This window comes from Acinetobacter soli (genome assembly GCF_018139125.1).
GTDB lineage: Bacteria > Pseudomonadota > Gammaproteobacteria > Pseudomonadales > Moraxellaceae > Acinetobacter > Acinetobacter soli.
In genome coordinates this window covers 2,364,970-2,382,093 of record NZ_CP073241.1, presented here as the reverse complement: position 1 = coordinate 2,382,093, position 17,124 = coordinate 2,364,970, and the positions used below count along the sequence as shown (strand labels likewise).

21 protein-coding genes are annotated in these 17,124 nt (G+C 42.8%); 14 read left to right on the top strand and 7 right to left on the bottom strand.

Translation table 11 applies throughout. The annotated features are described in order from the left end of the window. Positions 1 to 4 precede the first annotated feature (4 nt). Both KCV09_RS10995 and KCV09_RS10990 read left to right on the top strand, forming a co-directional pair. The gene (locus KCV09_RS10995; protein WP_212515120.1) at positions 5 to 934 is read left to right on the top strand and encodes a hypothetical protein; all 930 of its coding nucleotides are present in this window, start codon (positions 5 to 7) and stop codon (positions 932 to 934) included. Positions 935 to 999: 65 nt separating this feature from the next. Further along, a complete protein-coding gene (locus KCV09_RS10990; protein ID WP_212515119.1) occupies positions 1,000 to 1,698 on the top strand; it encodes a hypothetical protein in 699 nt (232 codons plus the stop codon). 45 nt (positions 1,699 to 1,743) lie between these two features. Here the strand turns inward: KCV09_RS10990 and KCV09_RS10985 are convergent, their stop codons facing one another. Further along, positions 1,744 to 2,664 carry a Dyp-type peroxidase gene (locus KCV09_RS10985; protein ID WP_151815493.1) on the bottom strand — a complete coding sequence of 307 codons (921 nt, stop codon included), beginning with the start codon at positions 2,662 to 2,664 and terminating at the stop codon, positions 1,744 to 1,746. A 152-nt stretch (positions 2,665 to 2,816) separates the two neighbouring features. Between KCV09_RS10985 and KCV09_RS10980 the strand changes: the two genes are divergently transcribed. Beyond that, positions 2,817 to 3,443, top strand: a complete 627-nt coding sequence (locus KCV09_RS10980; protein ID WP_151815494.1) for a LysE family transporter — start codon at positions 2,817 to 2,819, stop codon at positions 3,441 to 3,443. Between the two features lie 10 nt (positions 3,444 to 3,453). Here the strand turns inward: KCV09_RS10980 and znuB are convergent, their stop codons facing one another. From znuB to KCV09_RS10965, 3 genes are read right to left on the bottom strand one after another with little or no spacing between them, the layout of a single operon-like run. Beyond that, positions 3,454 to 4,272, bottom strand: coding sequence for a zinc ABC transporter permease subunit ZnuB (znuB, locus tag KCV09_RS10975; RefSeq protein ID WP_004941578.1), 819 nt, complete (start codon positions 4,270 to 4,272; stop codon positions 3,454 to 3,456). A 3-nt stretch (positions 4,273 to 4,275) separates the two neighbouring features. Next, a complete protein-coding gene (gene znuC, locus KCV09_RS10970; RefSeq protein ID WP_004941575.1) occupies positions 4,276 to 5,064 on the bottom strand; it encodes a zinc ABC transporter ATP-binding protein ZnuC in 789 nt (262 codons plus the stop codon). Beyond that, the gene (locus KCV09_RS10965) at positions 5,037 to 5,534 is read right to left on the bottom strand and encodes a transcriptional repressor (RefSeq protein WP_004941573.1); all 498 of its coding nucleotides are present in this window, start codon (positions 5,532 to 5,534) and stop codon (positions 5,037 to 5,039) included. The genes znuC and KCV09_RS10965 overlap by 28 nt, the downstream gene beginning before the upstream one ends. Before the next feature lie 122 nt (positions 5,535 to 5,656). Here KCV09_RS10965 and KCV09_RS10960 point away from each other — a divergent pair, with 122 nt between their 5' ends. The 11 genes from KCV09_RS10960 to KCV09_RS10910 all read left to right on the top strand — a co-directional run bounded on the left by KCV09_RS10960 (position 5,657) and on the right by KCV09_RS10910 (position 14,842). Further along, positions 5,657 to 6,499, top strand: a complete 843-nt coding sequence (locus tag KCV09_RS10960) for a metal ABC transporter solute-binding protein, Zn/Mn family (protein ID WP_151815496.1) — start codon at positions 5,657 to 5,659, stop codon at positions 6,497 to 6,499. Between the two features lie 172 nt (positions 6,500 to 6,671). Next, a complete protein-coding gene (locus tag KCV09_RS10955) occupies positions 6,672 to 7,070 on the top strand; it encodes an ATP synthase subunit I (RefSeq protein WP_004941569.1) in 399 nt (132 codons plus the stop codon). 102 nt (positions 7,071 to 7,172) lie between these two features. After that, positions 7,173 to 8,048 (top strand): F0F1 ATP synthase subunit A, encoded by an 876-nt coding sequence (atpB, locus tag KCV09_RS10950; protein WP_004941567.1) that lies wholly within the window; start codon positions 7,173 to 7,175, stop codon positions 8,046 to 8,048. An 84-nt stretch (positions 8,049 to 8,132) separates the two neighbouring features. After that, positions 8,133 to 8,378, top strand: a complete 246-nt coding sequence (atpE, locus tag KCV09_RS10945; protein ID WP_000424060.1) for a F0F1 ATP synthase subunit C — start codon at positions 8,133 to 8,135, stop codon at positions 8,376 to 8,378. A 39-nt stretch (positions 8,379 to 8,417) separates the two neighbouring features. Next, positions 8,418 to 8,888 (top strand): F0F1 ATP synthase subunit B, encoded by a 471-nt coding sequence (locus tag KCV09_RS10940; RefSeq protein ID WP_004941564.1) that lies wholly within the window; start codon positions 8,418 to 8,420, stop codon positions 8,886 to 8,888. 11 nt (positions 8,889 to 8,899) lie between these two features. Continuing rightward, complete coding sequence (locus KCV09_RS10935; RefSeq protein WP_004941560.1) at positions 8,900 to 9,436, top strand: F0F1 ATP synthase subunit delta; 537 nt, start codon at positions 8,900 to 8,902, stop codon at positions 9,434 to 9,436. Positions 9,437 to 9,481: 45 nt separating this feature from the next. Next, positions 9,482 to 11,026, top strand: a complete 1,545-nt coding sequence (atpA, locus tag KCV09_RS10930; protein WP_004941557.1) for a F0F1 ATP synthase subunit alpha — start codon at positions 9,482 to 9,484, stop codon at positions 11,024 to 11,026. Positions 11,027 to 11,103: 77 nt separating this feature from the next. Next, the gene (gene atpG / locus KCV09_RS10925; protein WP_004941554.1) at positions 11,104 to 11,973 is read left to right on the top strand and encodes a F0F1 ATP synthase subunit gamma; all 870 of its coding nucleotides are present in this window, start codon (positions 11,104 to 11,106) and stop codon (positions 11,971 to 11,973) included. 30 nt (positions 11,974 to 12,003) lie between these two features. Beyond that, entirely contained in the window at positions 12,004 to 13,398 is a 1,395-nt protein-coding gene (gene atpD / locus KCV09_RS10920) for a F0F1 ATP synthase subunit beta (protein ID WP_004665200.1), read from the top strand. A gap of 27 nt (positions 13,399 to 13,425) precedes the next feature. Continuing rightward, positions 13,426 to 13,845 carry a F0F1 ATP synthase subunit epsilon gene (locus KCV09_RS10915; RefSeq protein ID WP_004941547.1) on the top strand — a complete coding sequence of 140 codons (420 nt, stop codon included), beginning with the start codon at positions 13,426 to 13,428 and terminating at the stop codon, positions 13,843 to 13,845. Between the two features lie 115 nt (positions 13,846 to 13,960). Beyond that, positions 13,961 to 14,842 (top strand): D-hexose-6-phosphate mutarotase, encoded by an 882-nt coding sequence (locus KCV09_RS10910; RefSeq protein ID WP_151815498.1) that lies wholly within the window; start codon positions 13,961 to 13,963, stop codon positions 14,840 to 14,842. Positions 14,843 to 14,848: 6 nt separating this feature from the next. On the opposite strand, the gene KCV09_RS10905 is transcribed toward KCV09_RS10910, so the two are convergent. The 3 genes from KCV09_RS10905 to KCV09_RS10895 form a co-directional block, all read right to left on the bottom strand. Next, positions 14,849 to 15,463 (bottom strand): hypothetical protein, encoded by a 615-nt coding sequence (locus KCV09_RS10905; RefSeq protein WP_151815499.1) that lies wholly within the window; start codon positions 15,461 to 15,463, stop codon positions 14,849 to 14,851. A gap of 185 nt (positions 15,464 to 15,648) precedes the next feature. Beyond that, on the bottom strand, positions 15,649 to 16,194 hold the full coding sequence (locus tag KCV09_RS10900; protein ID WP_151753654.1) for a glutathione peroxidase: 546 nt from the start codon (positions 16,192 to 16,194) through the stop codon (positions 15,649 to 15,651). 142 nt (positions 16,195 to 16,336) lie between these two features. Next, on the bottom strand, positions 16,337 to 17,107 hold the full coding sequence (locus KCV09_RS10895; RefSeq protein WP_151815500.1) for a helix-turn-helix transcriptional regulator: 771 nt from the start codon (positions 17,105 to 17,107) through the stop codon (positions 16,337 to 16,339). Positions 17,108 to 17,124: the final 17 nt, after the last annotated feature.

The following is a 17,124-nucleotide window of genomic DNA, read 5'->3' as shown; positions in this document are numbered from 1 at the left end:
AAATATGAAATTTTTGAAAACAGTAATGATATTTTCTATTGGTTTAGTAGCGTCAAGTTGTGGATTTTCTAAAGAAAATAATCAAGATTTTGACAGTGAAAGGAAAATAGTTCCTGCCAAAGTTATTACAAGAGAAAAAGTTTTAAAGTGTAATTTTGAGCAAGGTTATATTGATTTTTGCTCAAATAATTATCTAAAGCTTTATAATGATTCACTGAACAAAAAAGCAAACTTTGATCAAAATAAAGTCGCTTTAATAATTGATAAGGAAAGAGATACTAGAAAAGGTATACCTAGGAAAATTAAATACTTTGTTGTATTAGATCCGACAACTAAAAGAGTATATCCATTAGAGCAATCTGTTGGTTATTTTGTTAATGATAGATTGGAAGAAATCGCCACTAAGCCTTCAATTATTAAATTTAATCAAAATAATAATAAAGTTTGTCTGTCAGGTACAACATTCTCATATCAAGATAATAATGTAAATGTTGAAAATGAATGTTATACGTTCAATCCAAATGACAACAGTTTTTTTAAAAAGGTACAAAAAGAAAAAATCATAAAATATGAAAATGAAAATCTTCCAATTTCATTTGACAAGAAAAAATTTATGTGTAATGGATTAAAGTGTAAAGAAAATATCCTAACAGTTGATAGGCTAAAAGAAATATCAAAGAATGATAAAAATAGTGACCTTCGCTTTCTTGTAAATGAAAAAGGATTTGATACAACTTACATTAATGCTTCTACTGGTAATAAAATTTTATATATTTTGAAATATAGTGAAGGCGATAGTGAGCAACAAAATATATATTTATCCTACTTTTTAGATGGTCTATTTAAAACCAAGGCATTGGATGAAGTTAAGTCGTTTAAAATAGATAGTAGTCAGAATGTATATTTTAATGGTATTAAAGTCATTTTAAATTAATTTTTTAATAAAATATAGTGGTATTTTATCATCACTATTTTTATAGTTTATCTGAATTTATTGTGATGAATAAATTATATTTTTTGAATGTTATGATTGCTAGTAGTGTTTATTTTAATATCGGTTATGCAAAAGAAAATCCTTCATGGAGTGATTATTTACAAGATGCTACTCAAATTAATTCGCCTGTCGAATATATAGATACGTATAATAAATATTCTGTTATTAGCCCCAATTTTAAAATAAAATTAACTGATTTTGGAAATATTGAAAAAACAAAGAAAAATATTACCTATACATTAAAGAAATATGGGGTGCAAGTTTTAAATGGAAAATATGTGTATAATTTATTTGAAACAACAACTCCTTTGAAGTCTAATGTTGATTTTACTTTGCTATATTATGATAAAAGTATCGTTGCTTTTAGAATAAAAGAAATCGGTACTATCGATTACGTTAGAGTTCCTTTTGAAAAATTTCAGGTCACAATTTATCTATATAATATAAAAGATAATAATTTCACTGAAATACCAGTAATACTCTCTAATAGTGATGAAGGTAATGAGAAAACAGATCTACTCATGGGTGATCAGGTAACATATGATGTTAAGAAAGGACAGTATACGTATCTTGCAAATGTTAAAACTTATAAGGATGGAAAAACTTCACCATTCAAGGTTACTTTGAATGCTAATCTTAAATGTATTTCATCTACATTAGGTTGTGAGACCATAGGTGTTTTAGAGGCTCAGAAAGAAAATTAATGTGATTAAGGAGAAATTGAAACCATCAACTTCTCCTTAATTTTTCTAACCCTCCAAAACACCCTCCAAAACCTCTTCACTCGGTGCAAAATAATACGCACCATCCAGTGGTGTCACAAAATGCAGCAGTCGGTCATGAATACCATCGCCACTGGTTCCAAACATGCGCTCTAGCATTTGATCAATTCTGCTCAGATCTTTGGTATAGGCAATAAAAAATAAACCTTGATCGCCTTTTCCATCGCCATAAGGCAGGCTATGGCGCAGAATTTCTAATTCTTCACCTTCATCATCTTCTACCACTGTTCGTGCAACATGGGCATTATCTGGTTTTACATGGTCATCAAGTTCAATAGATTCCAGTTTGGTGCGTCCCATCACCTGTTCTTGCGCATCAACTTTGAGTTTTTTCCACTTTTCAAGGTCATGTGCATAACGCTGTGCGAAAACAAAACTTCCATCTGTAAAAATTGTATGTTCATCACCCAGTAATGCTGTTTCTGCACGATCGTCTGGAAACTGTGGATTTTCAGTGCCATCTATAAAGCCCGTGATATCGCGACCATCGAAGTATCTAAAGCATACACGTTCATCCAAAACTTCTACTTGATCCTGTATGCCTTCAAAAAAAGCCTGACTTAAAGCAAAACAGATATCTGCTCGAGTACTGGCAATATGAATGAGCACATCGGTGGGCACTGCGGGCATATGAAAAGCACCGTGAATCGGTTCAAGTGTCTTAAACCCTTCAGGAGTCTGTGTATAAAGCTGTTTCCACAAAGCTGCACCAAATGCTACACCTGTTTTGATCTGCGCATTGGGATGTTGTGTGATCAATCGATCGCGGGTTGTCAATAAAGCCTGTAATTGTTTCTTTAAGCCTTCTACCGACAAGTTGCCCAAGTTTAAAACAATAAAACGCGCATGATCTGAGGGTAGGGGAAGAATGACAGATTGTGCAGTCACCAGTGACTCCTAAAGCATTATTTAAATTCAATATTTCTCTATTGTGCCGTATCTTTGCTGCATATTAAATACGCGGTAACGATATTTTTATCGATGATTAGAATCGGATTCATACAACAGGTATAATCCCATTTTTGCTTTATGTTCAGGTTATGTCATTTCAAGTTTGGATAGGCTATATGCTGGCGTGTTGGGTGATTAGTCTATCTCCCGGCGCAGGTGCGATCGCCTCAATGTCGAGTGGTTTGAATTATGGCTTTCGTCGTGGCTATTGGAACGCACTTGGCCTACAGTTAGCACTTTTGGTGCAAATTGGAATCGTTGCAGCCGGTGTGGGCGTACTGTTTACCACAACACCGTGGGCTTTTTTACTGGTGAAATGGTTTGGAATCGGTTATTTACTCTATTTGGCCTATTTGCAATGGACGGCGCCTGTTCAATCGATTCAGATTCATTCCGAGCAACTTGAAACTTCTCGTCAGCGTCTGATTCTCAAGGGTTTTGTTGTCAATATCAGTAATCCAAAAGCGATCGTGTTCTTGCTCGCGGTATTGCCACAATTTATTGATCTAGCGCGCCCGCAAGCACCACAGTACGGCATTATGGCCCTAACCATGGTGCTGATCGATTTGATTGTAATGGCAGGATATACCGGATTGGCTGCCAAGGTACTGCGCTTATTACGCTCACCACGACAGCAAAAATATCTGAATCGCAGCTTTGCGGTGATGTTTAGTGGTGCAGCGCTCTTGCTGAGCATGGTCAATCAAACGCACTAAACCCTGATACTTATAAATATTTGGGTTGCTGACGGCGCGCCTTAATTTTTTGAACCAGAAAAATTGCGATAAACAACATCGACATACAAATTACAATACTTAAGCCTGTGGCAATGTTTAAGCCTGCGCTGGACCAGAGTCCAATACTCACACCCAGTTGAGCAAACACAAATGCCCAGATCACCATTTGTTTAGGGGAGTGCGCCACCAGACGTGCCGTCAAGGCTGGAATAACCAGTAAAGCGCCCATCAGCAGAGAACCTACAGCACGTAGCGCAAGCACTGTAAATAAGGCCAACAGCAACATGAAAATCAAGCGTTGCCATTTGGCATTTACACCTTCACTAATGGCGATATCTGGATCAATCGCGATCTGAATTTGTGCTTGCCAATACCGATACAAAATGCACAGTGCAAAACCAATCACGATCACAAAGATTGGTAACTCATCCCAGCTAATGGTGAGCAGGTCGCCAAATAAGTAGCTGAGCAATTCAGGGCGTAAGCTAGGTAAATATTGAATAAACAATAATCCTGAGCAGAGTAGCGTCGCTGAACACAATGCCAGTAAAGCATCGTTGGGTAAGCGTGGATCATGTAAGACCCATAAAATACCCACCAGCAACAAAGCCAACAGGGTGACGCCAAACCATAACGGTAAACTCAGAGCACCTGCCACCGCAACACCGAGTAACGTGCCGTGGGCCATGGTGTCTGCAAAAAAGGACATTCTGCGCCACAGCATCAGACAGCCCAACGGCGCGGTCAAAAATACCAGTAAAGTGCCCATCGTCCATGCGGGGAGGAGGAGTTGTAGCCACTCGGTCATGGATTAAGCTTCCGGTTCGGGATGAATATGAGGATGATCAAGATGTGCACAAGGCTCCACATGGTCGCCATGGGCACAATGATCGTGATGATGTTGATAGGGCACGCGCTGACCGCCAAAAATTGCCAAGTATTCAGGATGTTGCTGAACACTTTCAGGCAAGCCGCTACAACAAATATGTTTGTTGAGGCAGATCACGCGCTGTGTACCTTGCATGACCCACTGTAAGTCATGCGACACCATCAAAATAGCGCAGCCATAGCGCTCGGGAAGACTACGTACGTAATCATAAAGCTCTGCCTCTGACTGAATATCGAGGCCTTGCATTGGTTCATCCAGAACTAAAATATCCGGTTGACGCAATAACGCACGTGCTAACAGCACACGTTGTCGTTCACCGCCAGACAATTGCTGTACTTTGGCTAAAAGCAATTTGGCAATGCCCGTATCTTGAACAATTTCATCCCGTAACGACTTACTGCACTTTTCTAGGTCGAGTAGATCTTTTACCCGCAGCGGTAAACTGTGTGAAGGATTGAATTTTTGTGGCACATAGGCCATCTTGAGTTTTTTGGCGGTGCGGATTTTGCCTTGCGTGGGCTTGGTAATGCCCAGTAATACTTTAATTAAAGTCGACTTTCCTGCACCGTTGGGACCAATCAAGGTCACAATTTCATTTTGATGCAAGGCAAAGTCAATATTTTTAAGGATATCTCTGTCATCGCGATGAACAAAAATTCCATCTAAGCGAATAAGCTCAGAGGTTAACGCGGCTGGGTGCACTGCTGACATTTTCCAGAAATTTCAATAATCGTATGCTGCGCACTGAACTGATCAGAGGCGGCCAGCTGATTGAGTTGGCTGGTAAGGCCTTGAGAAGATGCTTCTTTTACCACATGACATTCGGTACAAATCAGGAATGCAGCCTGATGCCCCTCACGTGGATGACAACAAGGAATATAGGCATTGATTGACGTCAAACGATGGATTAGACCTTTTTCAAGTAAAAAATCCAACGTTCGGTAAACTGTCGGCGGGGCAGCAGGGCGGTCAGAATCGCTTTTAATTTTCGCAAGCAAGTCGTAGGCACCCATCGGACCCGATGCATTTAAGATCAATTCCAGAACTTCTTTACGTAATGGTGTTAAGCGTGCTCCCGCTGCGGCACATAAGCTTTCTGCTTCAGCCAGACGCGCAGCTACATTGTGATGGTCATGGACCCCATGTAATGCATTGTGATGTTCGTGGGAACAGGAGCTCATAAGACAACCTCGTAGTTTTATCAAATATTAACATGAACTCATAGATGTTACGATTAGGCTTAGGAATTTTTGCAATTTTGTTATAATATAACACAGTTCCAGATCTAGGTTTTAATTTGCTCATGTTGCGTTTTGTGCTGATTTGTTGTTTGACTCTTTTAAGTGCTGCCAGTTGGGCACAAGGTCCCTTGGTGGTATCTACTCATCCTTTATATTTGATTGCCCAAAAAATTACGGCAGGCGTGGAAGAACCACAACTATTATTAAGCAATCAATCCGGGCATGACGTTCAGTTGACGCCTGCACACCGCAAAGCCATACAAGATGCGTCTTTGGTGATCTGGTTGGGTAAGGCGCATGAAGCACCTTTGGCTAAATTGCTCGACAATAACGCAAAAGCAGTTTCCATCATTAACTCCCAGATTGGCACATCACTCCCGCAACGAACCACGCGTGGGGTACCCATTGCCAATACCATCGATACGCACGTATGGCTCGATCCTAATAATGCGGTACGCATTGGCTTCTTTATTGCGGCATTACGCTCGCAGCAAATGCCAGAAAACAAAACCAAATACTGGAATAACGCACGCTTATTTGCCCGAGACATGTTACAGGCTGCGCAAAAGTACAACAGTACTGCCGCACCAAAACCTTACTGGTCGTATCACGATGCCTACCAATATCTAGAGCGCTCACTGAATCTTAAATTTGCCGGTGCACTGACGGATGATCCACATGTAGCACCAACGGTAGGTCAAATCAAATACTTAAATGACAACCGTCCAAGTGAGAGAATGTGCCTCATGGCCGAAGCACATGCCAGCAAAAACCAATATCAAAAACTTAGCCCAATTGTCTTTGAGTCGGTAGACGAAAGTCTGACAGGCGAAAATGACTTTGTCGTCGCTTGGCAGAAACTGGCCAGTCAAACCTTGAAATGTGTGCAAACAGCAAGCAAATAAGCACATTATTGTGAAGCGCTTCCCACTCTTGAAGCGCGAAGCAATCTTAGAAAAAAACATGACTTAGGTCGGGAAATGATTGCATGTTTAGGGGGTGGGCTCTATAATGCCTGCGATTAAAAACGATCAACTGCGAAACTTGTCAAGCATTCATGCTGTGAGTGGATAAACAATGAGCCGACCTAGTCGCTTGATTGACCGACGATTAGCGAAAGCAATGGTCTTCTTACAAGCATTAATGATCCCTGTTTCTAGCTTGATTGCATGGGGAGTGAAAGACTCAACTGCTGCACTAAGTGCTGCTTTGGGGGCTTTTGTATGCTGGATTGCACACGTATATTTTTGTTGGCAGTCATTCCGTGCAGCTGGAGCTAGAGCATCTAGACAGGTTCTCTCCAATATGTATCGAGGCATATTGGGAAAATTTGCAATCGTGATCGTTGGATTTATTTTAATTTTAAGCAACGTCAAACCGTTATCACCGGTGGCATTGTTTTGTGGTTTTATTCTCGTTCAAGCCATGTCGTGGGTCGCTCCATTTTGGGTGTCACGTCTACAAAAACGAGTTTAGGCACATCAAAAGTTGAAAAATTTTTTGAGTGTGACGAGATATCAAGCAGCTTGCGAGATTCGTCTACTCTTTTTAGTAATTGACATTGACCAGGTGTGATTTATGGCTGCTGAAGAACATGCCCTTACTTCGACAGAGTATATCAAGCATCACTTGACCAATTTGACCTATGGCAAAATGCCGGACGGAACTTGGAAATTGGCTGAGAATGCAAAAGAAGCTCAAGAAATGGGGTTTTCTGCTATTCACTTGGACTCGATGGGTTGGTCAATCGGCCTTGGTATCATTTTCTGTTTGGTTTTCTGGTGTGCTGCAAAAGCTGCAAAAGCGGATGTGCCATCAAAATTCCAATCTGCAATCGAAATGATTATCGAGTTTGTTGATTCCAGCGTTCGCGATACCTTCCATGGTAAATCACGTCTGATTGCGCCTCTTGCTTTGACCATTTTTGTGTGGATTTTCCTCATGAACTTGATGGACCTTATCCCTGTGGATTGGGTGCCTATGTTGGCTCAAATTATTGGTGCACACGTGTTTGGCATGGACCCTCACCATGTTTATTTCAAAATCGTACCATCTACTGACCCGAACATTACCCTAGGTATGTCGCTGTCTGTATTTGTGCTGATTTTGTTTTACAGCATTCGTGAGAAAGGCATTGGCGGATTTGTTGGTGAATTGGCACTTAACCCATTTAACCCAAGTAACCCAGTTGCAAAAGCGTTGTTGATTCCAGTGAACTTAATTCTGGAATTGGTAACTTTCCTTGCACGACCAATTTCATTGGCTCTACGACTTTTCGGTAACATGTATGCGGGTGAGTTGATTTTCATCTTGATCGCACTTTTACCGTTTTGGATTCAATGGGCATTGTCCGTGCCTTGGGCAATCTTCCACATTCTCGTCATCACGTTGCAGGCATTCATTTTCATGATGCTGACCATCGTATACTTGAGCATGGCAAGCGAAAAGCATTAATGGTTTATCCCTAGTTATCATAGGGATAGCTAGGTACAATTTTTAGTTTAATTTGGTAATAACCTAACCTCTGAGGAATTTTTCATGGAACTCACTTTAGGTCTAGTTGCAATTGCATCTGCTATCTTGATCGCTTTCGGTGCTTTAGGTACTGCGATTGGTTTTGGTCTTTTAGGTGGTCGCTTTTTAGAAGCTGTTGCTCGTCAACCAGAACTTGCTCCACAACTTCAAACTCGTATGTTCTTAATCGCAGGTCTTCTTGATGCTGTGCCTATGATCGGTGTTGGTATTGGCTTGTTCTTCATCTTCGCTAATCCGTTTGTAGGTTAATCATCTTAATTCCGAAATCCACCATTTTGAGGAATTGCTATGAATATTAACCTCACATTGATTGGTCAAGCGATTGCATTTGCGATTTTCGTCGCATTCTGCATGAAATTCGTTTGGCCACCACTAATCAATGCGATTAGTGAGCGTCAGCGCAAAATCGCTGATGGCTTAAATGCTGCTGAAAAAGCAAAGGCGGATCTCGCTGATGCTCAGGCGCAAGTTAAGCAAGAGCTTGATGCTGCTAAAGCACAAGCGGCTCAATTGATCGAACAAGCGAACCGTCGTGCAGCACAATTGATTGAAGAAGCGCGCACCCAAGCAACTGCTGAAGGTGAACGTATTCGTCAACAGTCAAAAGAGACTGTTGATCAAGAAATCAATGCTGCTCGCGAAGAATTACGTCAACAAGTGGCTGCTTTGGCAGTTGATGGTGCAGAAAAAATTCTGAGCCAGCAAGTTGATCAACAAGCTCATGCTGCCATGCTTGAACAGCTGGCTGCTAAACTTTAAGCGAGGGAAGTATGGCTGAACTCTTGACGTTGGCACGCCCGTACGCTAAAGCAGCTTTTGCTTACGCTTCTGAGCAGGGTGCGACAGATAACTGGTCCACAGCATTACAAGTGCTCAGTGCAGCGGTGCAAGACGAAGCATTTTCCGCTTATTTGAATCGTCCTGAACTTACTCCTTCGGAGCAAGTTGAGCTTTTCGCTAAAATTTTAGGTGAAGATCAATCACAAGCAGTGTCAAATTTTTTGACGCTTCTTGCTGATAATGATCGTTTGATTCTTTTGCCAGAAATCGCAGAAGAATACGAAGAGCTTAAATCACAGAATAACAACGTGGTAGATGTCGTGATTGAATCGGCATTTCCATTGTCTGCTGAACAAGAACAACTGTTAAAAACTGCTCTCGAAAAGCGTTATAACAGCTCTGTGACGATCGCAGTAGAAGTGAAGCCTGCATTAATTGCAGGTGTTGTTATTCGTGCAGGCGATCAAGTGATAGATGATTCTGCGCTGAACAAGCTTGAAAAAATGCGGACTCGTCTTCTTGCATAATGCATAAAAGAAGACTGAACTTTAAAAAGATTGAGGAATAGCGCAATGCAACAACTGAATCCATCCGAGATCAGTGCGCTCATTAAACAGCGTATAGGCGATCTGGACACCAGCGCGACCGCGAAGAACGAAGGTACCATCGTCATGGTATCTGACGGTATCGTGCGCATTCACGGTCTTGCTGACGCAATGTACGGTGAAATGATCGAATTTGACGGCGGCTTATTTGGTATGGCACTGAACCTAGAACAGGATTCAGTGGGTGCCGTTGTTTTAGGTAACTACCTAAGCCTTCAAGAAGGTCAAAAAGCTCGTTGTACCGGTCGTGTACTTGAAGTGCCAGTTGGTCCTGAACTTCTTGGCCGTGTCGTAGATGCTTTGGGTAACCCAATTGATGGTAAAGGCCCAATTGATGCGAAATTAACTGATGCTGTTGAAAAAGTAGCACCAGGCGTAATTTGGCGTCAATCGGTCGACGAACCTGTTCAAACTGGTTATAAATCAGTTGATACCATGATCCCTGTAGGTCGTGGCCAGCGTGAGTTGATCATTGGTGACCGTCAAACTGGTAAAACAGCAATGGCGATCGATGCGATCATCGCTCAGAAACATTCAGGCATTAAATGCGTATACGTTGCAATTGGTCAAAAACAATCGACCATCGCAAACGTAGTGCGTAAGCTTGAAGAAACTGGCGCTATGGCGTACACCACTGTTGTCGCTGCTGCGGCTGCTGATCCTGCTGCTATGCAGTACTTGGCACCGTACTCAGGCTGTACAATGGGTGAATACTTCCGTGACCGCGGTGAAGATGCGTTGATCATTTATGATGATTTGTCTAAGCAAGCTGTTGCTTACCGTCAAATCTCATTGCTTCTTCGTCGTCCACCAGGTCGTGAAGCATATCCAGGTGACGTATTCTATCTTCACTCTCGTCTTCTTGAGCGTGCTTCGCGCGTTTCAGCTGACTACGTTGAGAAATTCACGAATGGCGCAGTAACGGGTCAAACCGGTTCTTTGACTGCATTGCCAATCATTGAAACTCAAGCGGGTGACGTATCTGCATTCGTACCAACCAACGTAATTTCGATTACCGACGGTCAGATCTTCCTTGAAACATCATTGTTCAACGCGGGTATTCGTCCTGCTGTGAACGCGGGTATTTCGGTATCGCGTGTTGGTGGTTCAGCTCAAACCAAGATCATCAAGAAATTGTCTGGTGGTATCCGTACCGCTCTTGCACAATATCGTGAATTGGCTGCGTTTGCTCAGTTTGCTTCTGACCTTGACGAAGCAACGCGTAAACAACTTGAGCATGGTCAACGTGTAACTGAGTTAATGAAGCAGAAACAATATGCGCCTTACTCAATTGCAGACCAAGCTGTTTCTGTTTATGCATCTAACGAAGGCTACATGGCTGACGTAGAAGTGAAGAAAATCGTAGACTTTGATGCTGCGCTAATTTCTTACTTCCGTTCTGAATATGCGCCTTTGATGCAACAGATCGATGAAACTGGTGATTACAACAAAGACATCGAAGCAGCAATCAAATCAGGTATTGAGAGCTTCAAAGCGACTCAAACTTACTAAGTTTATCTTTAGTTAAGTTTGGTTCACGGATCAACCTTCGAAGGCTCGAAAGAGCTTTCGACTACTAGGTTAAGCGTATGGCAAATTTAAAAGAAATTCGCGCCAAAGTAGCCAGTATCAAGAGCACGCAAAAGATTACTCGCGCGATGCAAATGGTGGCTGCTTCTAAAATGCGTCGTGCGCAAGAGCGCATGGCCCAAGGCCGTCCGTATGCCGATAATATGCGCCGTGTAATTGCTCACTTGGTCCAAGCAAACCCTGAATACAAACATCGTTATATGGTTGATCGCCCTGTTAAGCGTGTTGGCTATATCGTGGTGTCTTCAGATCGTGGTTTGGCAGGTGGCTTGAACATTAACTTGTTCAAGAAAGTTGTGCAGCATGTCAAAGCACAACAACAGCAGTCAATTGAAGTTGAATTTGCTTTGATTGGTCAAAAAGCGGTTTCGTTTTTTAAGAATTACGGCGGTAAAGTGCTTGGTGCAACGACCCAGCTTGGCGATGCGCCAAGTCTTGAACAGTTGACAGGCTCAGTACAGGTCATGCTTGATGCATTTGACAAAGGCGAGTTAGATCGTATCTACCTTGTGTCAAATGGCTTCGTCAATGCAATGACTCAGCAGCCTAAAGTTGAACAACTTGTTCCTTTAGCACCAGCAGAAGAAAGCGATAACCTCAACCGTACTTATGGTTGGGACTATATCTACGAACCAGAAGCAGAACAATTGTTAAATGGTTTGTTGGTTCGCTATATCGAGTCGATGGTTTATCAAGGTGTAATTGAAAACGTTGCATGTGAGCAATCAGCTCGTATGGTCGCAATGAAAGCAGCGACAGACAACGCAGGACAATTGATTAAAGACCTACAACTCATTTACAACAAGCTGCGTCAAGCCGCGATTACTCAGGAAATTTCCGAGATCGTTGGCGGTGCCGCTGCCGTTTAACATTATTAAGTTTGAATTGAGGAGACAGCAATGAGTAGCGGTCGTATCATTCAGATCATCGGCGCGGTAATCGACGTCGAGTTTGAGCGCAATAGCGTTCCTAAGATCTATGACGCTCTCCAAGTTGACGGTACTGAAACTACATTAGAAGTTCAGCAACAGCTTGGCGATGGTGTTGTTCGTACCATCGCAATGGGTTCTACAGAAGGTCTTAAACGTGGCCTTAACGTAACCAGCACAAATGCACCGATTTCTGTTCCAGTAGGTCCGGCTACACTTGGCCGTATCATGGACGTTTTGGGTCGCCCAATTGATGAAGCAGGTCCAGTTGCGACTGAAGCGCGTTTGCCAATTCACCGTCAAGCACCTTCATATGCTGAACAAGCAGCTTCTACTGATCTTTTAGAAACTGGTATTAAAGTCATCGACTTACTTTGCCCGTTTGCTAAAGGTGGTAAAGTTGGTCTGTTCGGTGGTGCTGGTGTTGGTAAAACCGTTAACATGATGGAGTTGATCAACAACATCGCGAAAGCTCACTCAGGTTTATCTGTGTTTGCTGGTGTTGGTGAGCGTACCCGTGAAGGGAACGACTTCTATCACGAAATGAAAGATTCTAACGTTCTTGACAAAGTAGCAATGGTCTATGGTCAGATGAACGAGCCACCAGGTAACCGTTTACGCGTAGCGTTGACTGGTTTGACTATGGCGGAATATTTCCGTGATGAAAAAGATGAAAACGGTAAAGGCCGTGACGTATTGTTGTTTGTTGACAACATCTATCGTTACACGCTTGCAGGTACTGAAGTATCAGCATTGTTAGGCCGTATGCCATCTGCAGTAGGTTACCAGCCTACACTTGCAGAGGAAATGGGTGTACTTCAAGAACGTATTACGTCGACTAAGTCTGGTTCGATCACATCGATCCAAGCGGTATACGTACCTGCGGATGACTTGACTGACCCATCGCCTGCAACGACGTTTGCTCACTTAGATGCAACTGTTGTATTGAGCCGTGACATCGCATCTTCTGGTATTTATCCAGCGATCGATCCACTTGACTCAACTTCACGTCAGCTAGATCCATTGGTTGTTGGTACTGAGCATTATGAAATTGCACGTTCTGTACAGAACGTATTGCAACGTTATAAAGAGCTTAAAGACATCATCGCGATCTTGGGTATGGATGAATTGGCAGAAGAAGATAAGTTGGTTGTTTACCGTGCGCGTAAAATCCAACGTTTCTTCTCTCAACCATTCCACGTTGCTGAAGTATTTACGGGTGCACCTGGTAAATTAGTACCACTTAAAGAAACGATTCGTGGCTTTAAAGGTCTTTTAGCTGGTGAATACGATCACATCCCAGAACAAGCGTTCTACATGGTGGGTGGTATTGACGAAGTAATTGCTAAAGCTGAGAAACTTTAATTAGCAACTCTAATTTAGGAGGTTCTCATGGCGACGATGCAATGTGATGTCGTAAGTGTGAAAGAGTCAATTTACTCTGGACAAGTTACGATGTTGATCGCTAAAGGTGCAGGTGGTGAGTTGGGTATTTTACCTGGACACGCGCCACTGGTAACCTTGCTCCAACCAGGACCGATCCGCGTTCAGTTGGAAAATGGTACAGAAGAAATCGTTTATGTATCAGGCGGTGTGTTAGAAGTTCAGCCTCACGTTGTGACCGTGCTTGCAGATACTGCAATCCGTGCTGACAACCTAGATGAAGCAGCAATTGTCGAAGCGCGTAAGCACGCCGAGCAATTGCTTGCCAATCAGAAGAGTGATCTGGATTCTGCTGCTGCACTTGCTGCGCTTGCAGAAACTGCAGCTCAGCTTGAAACGATTCGTAAAATCAAGAATCGCGCGCTTTAAGCCACGATTTTGGATTGAAGAAGCCACCGTCAGGTGGCTTTTTTTATGTCTGTTGTTTAGCAAAGCTTTGCGCTAAGCTCTGTTGCAAATAGGTGCAGCAGAGGACATGACAGATATGGCGTTTCAAAACATCACGGGCCTTCAGTGGGTATCGTTGGGATCAGATGCGCTTCAGGTCTTGCAGATCGACAACGAATTTTGTACGGCTCAAGTGGCTCTACAGGGCGCGCAAGTTCTACAATTTTATTCTAAGCAGCATCAGCGTGATGTACTCTGGCTCTCAGATGGTAATTCATTTGTAGCAGGAAAGGCTATTCGTGGTGGCATTCCGCTATGTTTTCCATGGTTTGGTGCGCATGCAATTGAAACAGACTATCCTGCACATGGCTTTGCCAGAAATATGCAGTGGCAATTCAAAGATGCTCAATATCAACAGGGTCAAGGACACAGCTTGACCTTTGAACTTCGTGATCATGCTGCGACTCGACTTTATTGGGATGCCGCATTTTGTCTTGAAATGCACATCCGGTTGGGGCAAACCCTTGAACTCAACTTTCGATTGAATAACTTAGATCTCCATCCGATCAGCTTCGGTTTTGCTTGGCACAGTTATTTTGCTGTCAAGACTCAACGTACCCGACTGTATGGCGTTGAAGGGTGTTCTTACATCGATCAACTAGATGGTCATCAGATCAAGCAGCAGGATACTGCACCGCTTGAGTTTCATTGTGAAACCGATCAGATCTATCCGCTCACGAAAGGAAAATTTCGCTTAGATGACTCGTCTGCAACACAAATTGTGATTGAGACATCTGCACAAAGTGCGGTGGTGTGGAACCCATGGATTGAAAAAACCAAGCGCATGGCCGATTTAGCACCTCAAAGCTGGCAAGAATTTGTTTGTGTTGAGGCTGGACAAGTGGCCACCGAGCAACAAACACTATTGCCTGAGCAGCAACTCAGTTATCAACTTTGTCTTAGTCTGAGCGATCTCTAGGGCGCTTTAAGATTTAGAGTCTCTGCTTGAAGCCGTCGAGTTTGGATTAACAATTAGGGCAGCCAGTTTCAGCATTTCAGTTTGTAGCGTATTGAGCTGATGCTGAATAGCCACAATATCCTGTTTTTTCCAGTTCAATGTCTGTTGAAACAGATCGCTCTGTAACAGCTGCTCATTGGTATTGATCAGCTGTTGACGTAATTTTTCAACCTCTGGACTCTTCAGTTGCAACTGGTTGAGATTGTCATTGAATTGGGTCAACTGGGTTTTAAAGTGAGATAATGTCTGCTGTGCGGCCTGAGGGTCTTGTTCTTGAAGCGCAGTTTCAAGCTGGCTTTGCGTCGCTTGTAACTTTTGCATGTCTTGACCTACTTTAAGCTGCAAATCTGCCGCGTCGCGAAGCAAATAAAATAGATTCGTGGTCGATGAGCGTTCTTCATTGTTGAGAGCATCATCACTACCTTGATTATCGATAGGCATGTTGTCTTGATTGGCCGATGTCATACTTTGCTCACGCGCTGTACTTTCCGCGTCGTGTTGTTGATCACACCCCACAAACAATATGCTACAGCTCAGCACAAGCAAAGAAAATTTAGCAGCGAAAGGTGTAGGCATCATCATTTTTTCCATCCAAAGCCATATGACACCCACATTATCGAACAGAAACTTCAAATGGCGCCATATTGTTAATTCAACAATTAGAGCATGCCCGATTTAGCAGAATATGAAGGTCATGTTGTAAAAGTATTGTTTTTAGAGGATAGAATGCATGAGGCATACCTGCGGCATGCCTCATATAGAATGGCTTATTTGGCTAATTCTTGATTAATGGCATCAATCAGGCGAGGATCATCTGCGGTAATGTCGGGTGCAAAACGGGCAACGACGTCGCCTGTTTTACTGACTAAAAATTTTTCAAAATTCCATAGCACTTCTGGTGGTTCATTTGGGGTCAGACCATATTCAACCAAGTCTTTCCACCACGGGCCTTCTCCAATACGTTCGGGCTGTGCTTGAATAAGAGTTTGATAAAGCGGATGCTTGTCTTCACCAGCAACCGAAATTTTTGCAAACAATGGAAATTTCACATCAAAATTTAAAGAGCAGAACTGCTGAATTTCTTCATTCGTTCCAGGCTCTTGTTCCAAAAAGTTATTGGCTGGAAAGCCTAAAATGGTTAAGCCTTGATCTTTTTTAGCTTGATACAGTGCTTCGAGTCCTTCGTACTGCGGCGTGAGGCCACATTTTGATGCAACGTTCACAATCAAGAGTACTTGGCCATGGTATTGTTCAAGATCGACCGCTTGGCCTTGAATGTCTTGAACAGGAATATGATAAACCGACTGACTCATATCGAATCCTTATGTAAAAGAAAGAGTAAAGATAAGCTTACAAGAGCATGTATTGAGGGCGCTCAGGCATAGCATACGATGACATGTTTAAATGCGATGTATAGCATAATTTTGTGATGAAACAGATCGTTAAGGTTTGGGATTAACCCGTTCTAAGCTGTACGGGTGTGTGTCCGGTGTAACGTTTAAAAAATGCGATGAAGCTCGAGCTTTGATGATAGCCCAGCTCAAGCGCAATACGTTTGACTGAATCACCCTGACGAATTTTTGCAACTGCGTATACCACTTTGGCTCGATTGCGCCATTCAGAGAGCCCCATGTTTAACTCTTGCTGACATAAGCGCAGCGCATGTCGCTCGCTAATCTCAAAATCATCAAGAATTTGCTGTAGGCTTTGAGCAAAGCGTTTGACATCGGCCAAGGCATTTAAAATCGGTGCCAGTACGGGATGCGCTGACGGTGGTAAATAATGATCATATTGTTTGGCTGTCAGGAGCTGATCCAGCAATACCTGTAATAAGTGCAGACGGCTTTGCTCGGAATGATCACGTGTCGGATCTAGAATCTCTTTTACCAAGGCATGAAAAAATGGCTGGATCTCGAGTGTTTTTGGACAATCACTCAATTTCGCGGAAAGCTGAGGATGTAGCCGAATACACACAAAATGTGTCGGCTGATCAATATTAAGACAACAATGTGTGGTCCGTGGTGGTAGCCACACACCGTAATTGGGTGGTGCGAAAAATGTCCGTTGCCCGACCTGAATTTGCAGCAGTCCATTCAAGCTAAAATTAAAATCCCCCCAAAGCGATGAATGTGCAAGCACTTCATCGTGGGGGTGAAAGAAAAACTCATGGATATCAATCTGCTCTTTAAGCATCGCTGCGGCAGGTGATACAGAGGATAAATCCATATGAGAAATCCGAAAAA